This is a genomic window from Geodermatophilus sp. SYSU D01180, from assembly GCF_054050415.1.
In genome coordinates, this window is record NZ_JBJGZH010000020.1 from 74,607 (window position 1) to 86,538 (window position 11,932).

Consider the following 11,932-nt stretch of genomic DNA (forward strand, 5'->3'; position numbering starts at 1 on the left):
CACATGTTCGAGCAGGTCGGCCACCGTCCCGGGACCTTCCCCGCCCGGGCGGTGGGCAGGCCGTCGAGACGCGGCACGGGGTGGGGAGACGGGCATGAGCCGGGTGCTGGGTGACGTCGGCGAGCGGGCCGGCGAGGAGGTGCGGGTCGAGCGCGGTCCGCTCGGGCCGGCGCAGTTCTGGCGCGGGCAGGGCCGCTACGTCGTCGGCGAGCTGCTCGACTCGTGGGTCGAGACCGCGCCGTGGTGGCAGCGGGCCGCCGGCACCACCGGCGGCGCCTCGGCCGACCTGGTCGCCCCCCGCGAGGTGTTCCGGGTGGAGGCGCTGCGGGCCGGCCGCTCGCGGATGAGCTTCGCCGGTGTCTACGACCTGTGCTGGGACGCCGCGGACAACCGCTGGTCGCTCGTGCGGGTGCACGACTGATGGGCGCCGCACACGCCATGGCCCAGCAGCTGCCCCTGCCCCCGCCGCTCCCGGCGGCCGCGGGCCAGCTGCTGGACCAGGCCACCCGGGCCCTGGCCGAGGCCCGGCACGCCCCCGACGCGTGCCGCCGCTACGCCACCGCGCACCTGGCGGCGCTGCGGGCCGCCGCGGGCGTGCTGGCCGCCCGCACCCGGCCGGAGAGCGGCCGCCGCCGGCCGCGCAGCGCCTGGGTGCTGCTCGAGCAGGTCGCCCCCGAGCTGGGGGAGTGGGCCACCTTCTTCGCCGCCGGCGCGGCCAAGCGCGCCGCGGCCGAGGCCGGGCTGTCCCGCGCCGTCACCGAGCGCGAGGCCGACGACCTGGTCCGCGACGCCGGGACCTTCCTCGCCGTGGTCGAGGAGCTGCTGGCCACCACGCCCGAGCCGGCGCCCCGGCCGCACGTGGTCGGCGGCACCGCCCACCGTCCCGCCCGCGGGCGGTGAGCGGGGACCCCTTCGTCCACCTGCACGTCGCCTCCGGCTACTCCCTGCGGTACGGGGCCAACCACCCGGCCGACCTGGTCGCGCGCGCCGCCGAGCACGGCATGACGGCGCTGGCGCTGACCGACCGCGACGGTCTCTACGGCGCGGTCAAGTTCGCGCTGGCCTGCCGGTCGGCCGGGCTGCGGCCGGTGTTCGGCGTCGACCTCGCGGTCGCGCCGACGGTGGACACGACCGTGCCGCCGGCGCGGGCGCACGTGCTGGGCGAGGACGAGTTCTCCCTGCGCCGCACCGGGCACGCCCCCGCGCGGCCGGCGCCGGCGCGGCGCAGCCCCGTGCGGGGCGGCGCCGCCGTCGACCCGCGGTTGCCGCGGGTCACCTTCCTCGCCCGCGACGGCGCCGGCTGGCGCTCGCTGTGCCGGCTGACCAGCGCCACGCACCTGCGCGGCACCCGCGGCGAGCCGGTGGCCTCGCTCGCGCTGGCCGCCGAGCACGCGCCCGGGCTGGTCGCGGTGCTGGGGCCGGACTCGCCGGTGGGCCGGGCGCTCGCGGCCGGGCGGGCCGACGTCGCCTCCGCGCGGCTGGACGCCTGGCGGTCGGTGTTCGGCCCGGGCTCGCTGGTGCTGGAGGTGGTGCACCACCGCGGCCGGGGCGACCGCTCCCGCGCCCAGCGGCTGCTGCGCTTCGCCGACGAGGAGGGCGTGCCGGCGGTGCTCACCAACGCCGTCCGCTACGTCGACGCCCTCGACGCGCCCACCGCCGACGTCCTCGACGCCTCCCGCCGGCTGGTCGCCCTCGACACGCGGCACGTCGACCGGCGCACCGCCGAGGGCCACCTCAAGTCGGGCAAGGAGATGGCCGAGGTCGCCGCGGACCTCGCCGGCCCCGACCGCGACGCCGCGCTGCGGCTGACCGAGCGCACCGCCCGGCTGGCCGAGCAGTGCGCCGTCGACGTCCGCGAGGACCTGGGCATCGGCACCGTGCGCTATCCCGAGCTCGACGTCGTCACCGCGCCCGGCGAGCGGGGGATGGACCCCTCCGAGGTGCTGCGCGCCCGCTGCGAGGCCGGGCTCGGCCGACGCGGGATGGCCCGCACGGCGAGGGTGACCCGGCGGCTCGAGGAGGAGCTCGCCGTCATCGACTCCCTCGGCTACCCGTCCTACTTCCTCACCGTCGCCGACGTCGTCGACCTCATCAAGGGCCTGCGGGTCCGGGCCGCGGCGCGCGGGTCGGGCGCGGGCAGCCTGGTCACCTACCTGCTGGGCATCTCCGACGTCGACCCGATCCGCTACGGCCTGCTGATGGAGCGGTTCCTCTCCCCGCTGCGCCACCAGCTGCCCGACATCGACATCGACGTGGAGTCCGCCCGGCGGATGGAGGTCTACGACGCGGTTCTCGACCGCTTCGGCGCCCACCGGGTCAGCTGCATCTCGATGATGGACACCTACCGGGTGCGGCACGCCATCCGCGACGTCGGCGCCGCGCTCGGCCTGCCGCCGGCCGAGGTCGACGCCGTCGCCAAGGCCTTCCCGCACGTCCGGGCCAACCAGGTGCACGCCGCGCTGCGCGACCTGCCGGAGCTGCGGGCCAGCCGGATGGGCTCGCGGCGCGGCGGCGGCACCGGCGACCTCGACCTGCTGTTCGACCTGGTCGCCCGGCTCGACGGCCTGCCCCGGCACATCGCGCTGCACCCGTGCGGCGTGCTGCTGTCCGACGCCACGCTGCTCGACCGCACGCCGGTGGAGAGCAGCTACCTCGGCTACCCGATGAGCCAGTTCGACAAGGACGACGTCGAGGAGCTCGGGTTGCTCAAGCTCGACCTGCTCGGCATCCGGATGCAGGCGGCGATCGCGCACGCCCTCGACGAGGTGGCCCGGGTCGACGACACCGCCGTCGACATCGACGCCGTCCCGCGCGACGACCCGACGACCTTCGAGCTCATCCGCAGCACCCGGACCCTCGGCATGTTCCAGATCGAGTCGCCGGGGCAGCGCGAGCTGGTCGGCAAGTTCGGGCCCGAGACGTTCGAGGACATCGTCATCGACATCTCGCTGTTCCGGCCCGGGCCGGTGAAGAGCGACATGGTGACGCCGTTCCTGCTGGCCCGGAACGGCTGGCAGGACCCGGTCTACCCGCACGAGGACCTCGCGCCGTTCCTGCGGGAGACCGCCGGCGTCGTCGTCTTCCACGAGCAGGTGCTGCAGATCGTGGCGCAGATGACCGGCTGCGACCTCGCCCAGGCCGACGAGGCGCGCCGCGCGCTGGGCGACCGGGAGCTGCACCCGGAGGTGCGGGCCTGGTTCGTGCCCGAGGCGCTGCGGCGCTACCCGGTCGACGTCGTCGAGCGGGTGTGGGAGGTGCTCGTCGCCTTCGGCTCGTTCGGGTTCTGCAAGGCGCACGCGGCGGCGTTCGCGCTGCCCACCTACCAGTCGGCGTGGCTGAAGACCCACCACCCGGCGGCCTTCCTCGCCGGGGTGCTCACCCACGACCCGGGCATGTACCCGAAGCGGCTGATCCTCGACGACGCCCGCAACTTCGGGATCCGGGTGCTGGGCCTGGACGTCAACGCCTCGACCGGCACCTACCGGGTGGAGCGGCTGGCGCCGGAGGACCGGCGGGAGGACTGGCGCCGGCCGGAGTGGATGCCGGCGGCGATGCCCGACCCGTCGGCCTACGGGATCCGGCTGTCGCTCACCGACGTCAAGGGCATCGGCGAGGACGAGGTGGAGCGGGTCGTCGCCGGGCAGCCCTACCGGTCGCTGACCGACTTCTGGTCGCGGGCCGCGGTGTCCCGGCCGGTGGTCGAGCGGCTGGTGCTCGCCGGCGGGTTCGACTCGCTCTACGGGTTCGGCGTGCGCGACCGCGAGGCCGGCCGGCCCACCCGCTCCCGCCGGTCGGTGACCCGCCGCGACCTGCTGCTGCAGATCAGCGAGCTAGACCGGTGGAGCCGCAGCGGGGCGAGGGCCGGCTCGGTGGGCCAGCTCAGCATGGACCTGCTGGGCCTGGAGTCCGGGGAGGACGCCGAGGAGGCCGGCGGCGGTCCCGAGGAGACCGGGCCGGGGTGGGGCGGGGGGTCCGGGCTGCCGGAGTTCACCGACGCCGAGCTGGTGCGCGCCGAGCTGGAGGTGCTCGGGCTGGACGCCAGCCGGCACGTCGTCGACTTCTACCGGCCGTTCCTCTCGGCGATCGGCGCGGTGCCGGCGGGGGAGCTGCTCGGCGCCCGCAGCCACGCCGAGGTGCTGGTGGCCGGGGTCAAGGTGGCCACCCAGACCCCGCCGATCCGGTCGGGGCGCCGGGTGGTGTTCGTGACCCTCGACGACGGCACCGGCTGCACCGACTCGACCTTCTTCGAGGACGTGCAGGGCCCCTACGCGGCGACGGTGTTCCACTCCTGGCTGCTGGTGATCCGGGGGGTGCTGCGGCGCACCGGCCCGCGCGGGGTGTCGATCCGGGCCACCGGCGCCTGGGAGCTGCCCGCGCTGTACGAGGCCTGGGAGACCGGCGGCCTGGCCGCGGTGGCCGAGCACATGGCCGCGCCGGGGGAGTACACCGACCAGGCCATCGCCGGGGCGGCGGCCTCGCACGGCTCGCGGCCGGTGGTGGTCAAGCCGGTGCTCGTGCACCCGACCGGCTTCCGGATGTCGCCGTACGCGGACGTCAAGCCGGCCGGCGACGACGCCGCGACCGCCGCCCGCCGGGCTGCTGCGACCGCTCCGCGCAAGCTCTGGCACTCCAGCCCCGGCAGCTCGGGCCACTAGGGGACCCCTGCACCCGCTCCGCGCACCGATGAGTCGCGGGCGCCGGCGGCGTCTGCCCTCCCGAGCGCCGGCGTCCCGGCCGGCGCCGCGGAGGAGGACTGCCATGCCGAAGCAGATCCCGTGCCTGTGGTTCGACACCGAGGCCGAGGAGGCCGCGCGGTTCTACACGTCGATCTGGCCGGACGCCGAGGTCCTCGGCACCGTCCGCTACGGCGCCGAGGACCCCGGGCGGGAGGGCCAGGCCCTCACCGTCAGCTGGCGGCTGGGCGACACCGAGTACGTCGGCCTCAACGGCGGCCGGCAGGACTGGCGGTTCAGCGAGGCCATCTCCTTCCAGGTCCTGTGCGCCGACCAGGCCGAGGTCGACCACTTCTGGGACCGGCTCACCGACGGCGGGCAGGAGGCGCCCTGCGGCTGGCTCAAGGACCGCTTCGGCGTCTCCTGGCAGGTCGTGCCCGTCCGGCTGCTGGAGCTGCAGGCCGACCCCGACCCCGACCGGCGGCGGCGCGCGGTCGAGCAGATGTTCACGATGCGGAGGATCGTCATCGCCGACCTGGAGCGGGCCGCCGACTCGGTCTCCGCCTGAACCGGCCGCGGGCCGGTGCCGGGAGACCCCCGCCACTAGGGTCGGACGGGTGACCGCCCCCGCACCGTCCACCGGCGAGCAGCTGCCCGTCCGGACCGCCGCGGTCTGGGCCGCGCTCGACCCGCTGGCCGGCGCGGGGACCCCGCTGCGGGTCCTCGACGTCGGCGGCGGCAGCGGCGTCTTCGCCGTCCCGCTGGCCCGCCGCGGCCACGAGGTCACCGTCGTCGACCCCAGCGCCGACGCGCTGGCCACCCTCGGGCGCCGGGCGCAGACCGCCGGGGTCGGCGACCGGGTCCGCGGCCTGCAGGGCGACGGCGACCTGCTGCACGAACTGCCCCTGGGCGGGGACGGTCCCGACGGCGGCGGCTACGACCTCGCGCTGTGCCACGCGGTGCTCGAGGTGGTCGACGACCCCGCCACCACCCTCGGCGAGATCACCCGCGCGCTGCGTCCCGGCGGCCACGTGAGCGTGGCGACCGCCAACCGGGCCGGCGCCGTCCTCGCCCGCGCGCTCGGCGGCCACCCCAAGGAGGCGCTGGCGCTGCTCGAGGACCGCGACCCCGCGCCCGGCCGCACCCGCCCCGCCCGCCGCCGGTTCGGCTCCGAGGACCTGCTCGCGCTGCTGCGCAACGCCGGGCTCGAGCCGGAGGAGTGGCGCGGCGTCGCCGTCGTCGCCGACCTGCTCGACGCGAGCTCCGGCGCCGACCCCGAGGCCGTCCGCCGCCTCGAGCTCGCGCTGGCCGGCACCTCGCCCTACCGCGACGTCGCCGCCGGCCTGCACGTCCTGGCCCGCCGCCCGTGACGGCGCTGCCGCCGGACCTCGTCCGCCCCGCCTACGGCGCGGCCAGCCTCGCCGACGTCCTGCCCGGCGCGGCCGCCGCGCTGGGGGTCGGCGTCGACCGCGGCGGCCTGCCCGGCGACCCGCTCGGCCTCACCGCGGCGCTGGCCGGCGCTCGCCGGGTCGCGGTCCTGCTCGTCGACGGCCTCGGCGCGCACCTGCTGCGCGCGCACGCGCACCTCGCCCCGGCCCTCGCCGCCCTGGCCGCGCCCGCCGGCGACCTCGCCGCCCCCTGCCCGAGCACCACCCCGGTCAGCCTCGCCACGCTGGGCACCGGCGTCCCCCCGGGCGGGCACGGCGTCCTCGGCTTCGTCACCGCCGTCCCCGGCGAGGACCGGCTGCTCAACCACGTCCAGTGGGCCGACGACCCCGACCCCGCCACGTGGCAGCCGCGCCCCACCGTCTTCGAGCAGGCCGCGGCCGCCGGCCTGCCGGTCACCGCGGTCGCCCCCTACGCCTACGCCGGGTCCGGCCTCACCACCGCCGTGTACCGGGGCGCGGCGTACGCGGGCACGGTCAGCGCCGGCGACCTCGCCGCCGTGCTGCTGCAGTCGCTGGCCGCCACCCCCACCGGGCTGGTCTACGGCTACACCCCCGAGCTCGACCTCACCGGCCACGTGCGCGGGGTCGACTCCGACAGCTGGCGGGTGCAGCTCACCCTGGTCGACCGGGTGGTCGAGCAGGTGGTCGCGGGCCTGCCCGACGACGCCGCCCTGCTGGTCACCGCCGACCACGGCATGCTCGACGTCCCCGCCGGCACCCGCGTCGACGTCGACGACGAGCCCGCCCTGCTCGACGGTGTCGCGCTGCTGGCTGGCGAGCCCCGCGCCCGCTACGTGCACACCGTCCCGGGCGCCGCCGCCGACGTCCTCGACGCCTGGCGCGGCGTGCTCGGCGACCGGGCCTGGGTGGCCGGGCGGGAGGAGGCGGTCGCCAGCGGGGTGTTCGGCGCCGTCGGCGAGGGGATGGCCGCCCGCATCGGCGACGTCGTCGCGCTCGCCCGCGGCCCGTGGGCGGTCACCGCGTCGGCCACCGAGCCGGGGCCCAGCCGGCTGGCCGCCTACCACGGGTCGCTCACCGACGCCGAGGTCGCGATCCCGCTGCTGCTGGCCCGCGGCCGCGCGCTCGCCTAGCGGTTCAGCGGACCGGGGACACCGACAGCGCCGTCCACGTGCGCGGGTGCGCCGCGTGCACCGCCCGGCAGGTCAGCTGCGCCGCCTCGTCCGCCGGCCGGCTCTCCACCCGCACCACGACGTCGCCGTCCGCGCCGCCGAGCACCACCTCGAACCGCTCGACGCCGTCGGCGTCCTCCGCCGCGGTGGCGGCCAGCCGCCGGGAGCCGCGCACCGGCAGGTCGTCGACGCCGAGCAGCCCGAGCCGCTCCCGCGCGGCCTGCTGGGCGGCCTGCGCCGGCAGCGGCATCCCGGCCCGCCCGCGCAGCCACGGCAGGGCCACCTCGCCGCGCGCGTGCGCGGCGACCAGGTCGGCGCCGTCGCCGGGCACCTGCCCGTAGGCGAACCCGTGCGGCAGCACCAGCACGTTGGAGGCGAACCGGCAGCCGCCGAGGTGGCTGCACTCCCAGACGTCGGCGGGCGCGGGCATCGCCGCGGCCAGCGGCCGGCCGCGCAGCGCGCAGCAGGCGTCGTGCTGCCCGTGCGTGCACACCAGGTACGCCGGCCGGTCGGCGCGCTCGCCGGCCGAGCCGTCCCAGGGCGCCTCGACCAGGTCGGCGTCGTCGGCGCGGGTCGACCACCACAGGCCCTCGCGGCCCGGGCGGCCGTCGGCGTAGGCCCAGCGGCGCCCGGAGTCCGCGGCCCGGTCGCCGGGCCGGCGGACCAGCAGCACCCGCACGCCCTCGGCGCGGGCGCGCGCGGCCAGCCGGGCGGTCACCGCCGGGTCGATGCGGGAGCCGGTCAGCGCGTCGCGGCCCCACGGGCCCGGCTGCTCGACCAGCAGCCAGCGCTGCGCCGGCCCGGCTGTGGCCACGGGGGAGTCCCCCCGGACCAGGGCCGTGACCGAGCAGCGGGTGGCGTCGAGCCGGCCCGCACGGGCGGGGACGGGAGCGGTCACCCGGGAGGAGGCGACGGGGTCACGACCCGGTCCCGAGGGCGTCGGCACGCTCCCCATCGTCCCCGCCGGCGTCGGGCGCCGGGGCGCCCGGTCCGTGCGGACCCGGCTCGGGGGCGGTGGCCGGGACGCCGTCGACCCCGTGCGCGCCCTGCACAGCCGCGTCGGCGACCAGCGCGATCGACTCGGTGACCAGCCGGCGGGCGAGGACGAGCCGGTCGTCGGCGTCGAGGCCGGCCAGGTCGGCGACCTTGAGCTCGCCGGCGGCCAGGAGCCCCTCCAGCGCGGCGCGGGTCGAGGCGGGGAACTCCAGCCGGCGGCGGCCGGCCAGCAGCGCCACCCGCCCGCCCTCGGCGGTGGCCGGGGCGTCCCGCAGCGCGCAGCGCAGCCGGCGGCGCAGCCGCAGGACCGTGTCCGGGCCGAGCGCGGCCGCCGCGGTGGCCTGCGCCAGCGGCGCCACCGGCTCGGGGCGCACCTGCGACCAGGTCCGTGAGCGCAGCCGCTCGGCGACCTCGTCGGGGTCGACCCGGCCCAGCCACTCCTGCAGCGCCGTCACGACCGTGGCGACGTCGTCGCGGACCGACGCCGGGTCGGACAGGTCCAGGCCCACCGGCAGGGCGCGGCGCAGCTCCCGGTCCTCGGCGGCCAGCACCCGCACCAGGTCCAGCGCGGACTCGGCCGCGGCCCAGCGGGTCACCGGGTGCACGCCGATGGTCAGGTGCGCGCTGGTCTGCCCGAGCGCCACCGCCGAGTGCAGGTAGCCGCGCGGCAGGTAGAGCGCGTCGCCCGGGCGCAGCACGGCGTCCATGACCGGCTCGCGCTCCGCGGCGGCGGCGACGGCCGCCTGGCGGTCGGTCCACGGCTGGGTGCGCAGCGGCTCCTCGAGCACCGGCTCGTGGATGGTCCAGTGCTTCTCGCCGGCGACCTGCAGCACGAAGACGTCGTGGACGTCGTAGTGCGGGCTGAACCCGCGCGAGGACGGCGGCGTGACGTACGCGTTGACCTGCGTCGGGTGCCCCAGGTCGGCGGCGAGCTGGTCGGCGAACTCGACCAGCGGCGGCCAGAGCCGGTGCAGGCCCTGCAGGACCACGGTGCTGCCGTCGGCGAACAGCCGGAGGACGGCGTCGGAGGAGACCTGGTCGGCCACCTCGGCGCCGGCACCACCGGAGGTGGTGAAGCGCTTCGGGTCGACGACGGCGCCGTCCTTGGCGATGCGCAGGAACGGCGTGCGCAGGCCGCGCCGCGACAGCAGCTCGTCGACGTCGGTCAGCGTCAGCAGGTCGGTGAACGACTCCCCGGTGTCCTCGGCGCGGGCGAGCAGCGGGCGGCGGGACCAGTACCGCTCGGCGAAGACCGCGGGGTCGAGGTGCGTGCACCGGCGCAGGGCCGGGCGGGCCTCAGCCCCGCCCGGCCCTGCGACGGCCGGGTCCTGGCTCAGGCCGAACCGTCCGCGCCGCCGTCGGCGCCACCGTCGGCACCGCCGTCCGAGCCGCCGCCGGCCGCCCCACCGTCGGCCGGGCCGTGACCGGCGCCGCCGTCCGCGCCGCCGTCCGCACCACCGTCGGCGCCACCGTCGGCACCGCCGTCGGCACCGCCGTCGGCACCGCCGTCCGAGCCGCCGCCGGCCGCGCCGCCGTCGGCGGGGCCGTGGCCCGCGCCGCTGTCAGCACCGCCGTCGGCGCCGCCGTCGTGCTGGCCGGGCGTGCCCTCGCCGGCACCGCTGTCGGCCGGACCCTCCGTGCTGGTCATGTCGTCGTCGTCGAGCGCCATCGGGCTCCTCCGGGATCCGGGTCGGGACCGTCCGCCGGACGGCGGTCGGTCGTGTCCCACCTACCTCGCCCGTGCGCCGGTCACACATGCGCCGACCAGCGACTTCCCGGGGTGCCCGGACACGCCGGGGACGGCGCGCCGCCTCCCCGGGTGGGCCGCTAGTCTCCGAACACGTGTTCGAGCGGGGAGGTCGCGTGCGGTCGTCGGGCGGGCGTGCCGAGGGGTGCACGGTGCTGCACGTCGACATGGACGCGTTCTTCGCCAGCGTCGAGGTGCGCCGGCGCCCCGAACTCGCCGGCACGCCGGTCATCGTCGGCGGCGCGGGCAACCGCGGGGTGGTCACCTCGGCCACCTACGAGGCCCGCGCGTACGGCGTGCACGCCGCCATGCCGACGGCGCGGGCGCTGCGGCTGTGCCCGACGGCGACCGTGCTGCCGGGGGACGTGGCGCTCTACGCCGAGGTGTCCCGGGCGGTCATGGCGCTGTTCCGGTCGGTCACCCCGCTGGTGGAGCCGCTGAGCCTGGACGAGGCCTTCCTCGACGTCGGCGGGGCCGGGCGCCGGCTGGGCGACGCCGCCGAGATCGGGGAGTACCTGCGCGCCCGCGTCTTCGACGAGCAGGGCATCACCTGCTCCGTCGGCGTGGCCGGCACCAAGTTCGTGGCCAAGCTCGCCTCCACCCGCGCCAAGCCCGACGGGCTGCTCGTCGTCCGCCCGGCCGAGGTCATCGACTTCCTGCACCCGCTGCCGGTCGGCGCGCTGTGGGGCGTGGGCGCGAAGACCGAGCAGGTGCTGCTGCGGCTGGGGCTGCGCACCGTCGGCGACCTCGCGCACGTCCCGGCGCGCACCCTGCAGCGGGCGCTGGGCCCCGCCGCCGGCGCCCACCTGCACGAGCTGGCCTGGGGTCGCGACCCCCGCCGGGTGGTGCCCGACGAGCCGGAGCGCTCGACCGGGCACGAGGAGACCTTCCCCACCGACGTCGACGACCCCGCCGTCGTCCACCGGGAGCTGCTGCGGCTGTCCGAGCGGACGGCGGCCCGGCTGCGCGCGGGCGGCTGGCTGACCCGCACGGTGAGCATCAAGGTCCGCTTCGCCGACTTCACCACCATCACCCGCAGCCGCACCCTCGGCGTCCCCACCGACGTCGGGCAGGACGTGTACGAGACCGCGCGGGCCCTGTTCGACGCGCTCGGGCTGGACCGGGCGCGGATCCGGCTGGTCGGCGTGCGGGCCGAGCGGCTGGTCCCGGCCGGCCAGGCGCCCCGGCAGCTCGAGCTCGGCGCCCGCGAGCACGGCCGCCGCGACGCCGAGCTCGCCGCCGACCGGGCGGCCCGCCGGTTCGGCGCCGGCGCGGTGCGGCCGGCCACGCTGCTGCACCGCGACCGCGACCGCCGGGTGCGCTGAGAGGGGCTCCGGGACCGCCCGCGGACCCCCCGTGAGGGTGGTCACGACGACGGTGCGGCGGGTCGCCGCGCACTCGCCTTTCGCACCCCGCCGACGGCTCGTATCCTCGGTGTCACCACCGGGTACGGGCCCGGTGGTGTCTGGCTCCGCCCACCTGGAGGTCTCGGTGCCGCTCTCCGAGCACGAGCAGCGACTGCTGGAGCAGATCGAGCGCGCCCTCGTCGACGACGATCCCAAGTTCGCCTCCTCCGTCCGCACCGGCGACCGCAGGCTCAGGGCCCGGCGGAAGCTGCAGCTCGGTGCGCTCCTGGTCGTGGTGGGCCTGGCCGTCCTCGTCGGTGGCGCCGTCGTCCCGTCCGTGCCGCTGGGCGTCCTCGGGTTCCTCGTGATGTTCGGCGGTGCCGCGCTCGGCGTCCTCAACTACCGCTCGGCCACCGGCGCCGTCGAGACCGGCCCGGCCGGTGCCCGCGGCGCGCAGGGCGGCCGCGGCCGGGGCGGGCGGTCCCGCAAGCAGCCGCTGAAGAACCGGCTCGAGGAGCGCTTCCGCCGCCGCTACGACCAGTAGCCCCCGAGACCCCGCCGACGGCCGCCGTCCCGATCGGGACGGCGGCCG

11 protein-coding genes are annotated in these 11,932 nt (G+C 77.9%); 8 read left to right on the forward strand and 3 right to left on the reverse strand.

Features of this window, described 5'->3' with window-relative positions; translation table 11 throughout:
* The first annotated feature begins 94 nt into the window (after positions 1-94).
* From ACI8AA_RS17520 to ACI8AA_RS17545, 6 genes are all read left to right on the forward strand, one after another.
* A complete protein-coding gene (locus ACI8AA_RS17520) occupies positions 95-421 on the forward strand; it encodes a DUF6504 family protein (protein WP_457045672.1) in 327 nt (108 codons plus the stop codon).
* The gene (locus ACI8AA_RS17525; protein WP_457045673.1) at positions 421-900 is read left to right on the forward strand and encodes an SAV_6107 family HEPN domain-containing protein; all 480 of its coding nucleotides are present in this window, start codon (positions 421-423) and stop codon (positions 898-900) included. Before ACI8AA_RS17520 ends, ACI8AA_RS17525 begins: the two co-directional genes overlap by 1 nt.
* Positions 897-4,655 (forward strand): DNA polymerase III subunit alpha, encoded by a 3,759-nt coding sequence (locus ACI8AA_RS17530; protein WP_457045674.1) that lies wholly within the window; start codon positions 897-899, stop codon positions 4,653-4,655. Before ACI8AA_RS17525 ends, ACI8AA_RS17530 begins: the two co-directional genes overlap by 4 nt.
* 103 nt (positions 4,656-4,758) lie before the next feature.
* Positions 4,759-5,241: a VOC family protein gene (locus tag ACI8AA_RS17535; RefSeq protein WP_457045675.1), complete on the forward strand. Its 483-nt coding sequence runs from the start codon at positions 4,759-4,761 to the stop codon at positions 5,239-5,241.
* A 49-nt stretch (positions 5,242-5,290) separates the two neighbouring features.
* The gene (locus ACI8AA_RS17540; protein WP_457045676.1) at positions 5,291-6,043 is read left to right on the forward strand and encodes a class I SAM-dependent methyltransferase; all 753 of its coding nucleotides are present in this window, start codon (positions 5,291-5,293) and stop codon (positions 6,041-6,043) included.
* Positions 6,040-7,212, forward strand: a complete 1,173-nt coding sequence (locus tag ACI8AA_RS17545) for an alkaline phosphatase family protein (protein ID WP_457045677.1) — start codon at positions 6,040-6,042, stop codon at positions 7,210-7,212. The genes ACI8AA_RS17540 and ACI8AA_RS17545 overlap by 4 nt, the downstream gene beginning before the upstream one ends.
* Before the next feature lie 4 nt (positions 7,213-7,216).
* On the opposite strand, the gene ACI8AA_RS17550 is transcribed toward ACI8AA_RS17545, so the two are convergent.
* From ACI8AA_RS17550 to ACI8AA_RS17560, 3 genes are all read right to left on the reverse strand, one after another.
* Complete coding sequence (locus tag ACI8AA_RS17550) at positions 7,217-8,149, reverse strand: sucrase ferredoxin (protein ID WP_457045678.1); 933 nt, start codon at positions 8,147-8,149, stop codon at positions 7,217-7,219.
* Between the two features lie 19 nt (positions 8,150-8,168).
* Positions 8,169-9,293: a cupin domain-containing protein gene (locus ACI8AA_RS17555; protein WP_457045679.1), complete on the reverse strand. Its 1,125-nt coding sequence runs from the start codon at positions 9,291-9,293 to the stop codon at positions 8,169-8,171.
* A gap of 287 nt (positions 9,294-9,580) precedes the next feature.
* Positions 9,581-9,916, reverse strand: coding sequence for a BatC protein (locus tag ACI8AA_RS17560; RefSeq protein ID WP_457045680.1), 336 nt, complete (start codon positions 9,914-9,916; stop codon positions 9,581-9,583).
* A gap of 230 nt (positions 9,917-10,146) precedes the next feature.
* On the opposite strand from ACI8AA_RS17560, the gene dinB reads away from it, so the two are divergent.
* Together dinB and ACI8AA_RS17570 are read left to right on the forward strand one after the other, a co-directional pair.
* Positions 10,147-11,319: a DNA polymerase IV gene (dinB, locus tag ACI8AA_RS17565; RefSeq protein ID WP_457045681.1), complete on the forward strand. Its 1,173-nt coding sequence runs from the start codon at positions 10,147-10,149 to the stop codon at positions 11,317-11,319.
* A gap of 136 nt (positions 11,320-11,455) precedes the next feature.
* Positions 11,456-11,884, forward strand: coding sequence for a DUF3040 domain-containing protein (locus ACI8AA_RS17570; RefSeq protein WP_457045682.1), 429 nt, complete (start codon positions 11,456-11,458; stop codon positions 11,882-11,884).
* The last annotated feature ends 48 nt before the right edge of the window (positions 11,885-11,932 follow it).

Coding starts and splice junctions, on each gene's coding strand:
- ACI8AA_RS17525 (WP_457045673.1), top strand. CDS start 421: ATGGGCGCCGCACACGCCATGGCCCAGCAGCTGCCCCTGCCCCCGCCG.
- ACI8AA_RS17535 (WP_457045675.1), top strand. CDS start 4,759: ATGCCGAAGCAGATCCCGTGCCTGTGGTTCGACACCGAGGCCGAGGAG.
- ACI8AA_RS17520 (WP_457045672.1), top strand. CDS start 95: ATGAGCCGGGTGCTGGGTGACGTCGGCGAGCGGGCCGGCGAGGAGGTG.
- ACI8AA_RS17560 (WP_457045680.1), bottom strand. CDS start 9,916: ATGGCGCTCGACGACGACGACATGACCAGCACGGAGGGTCCGGCCGAC.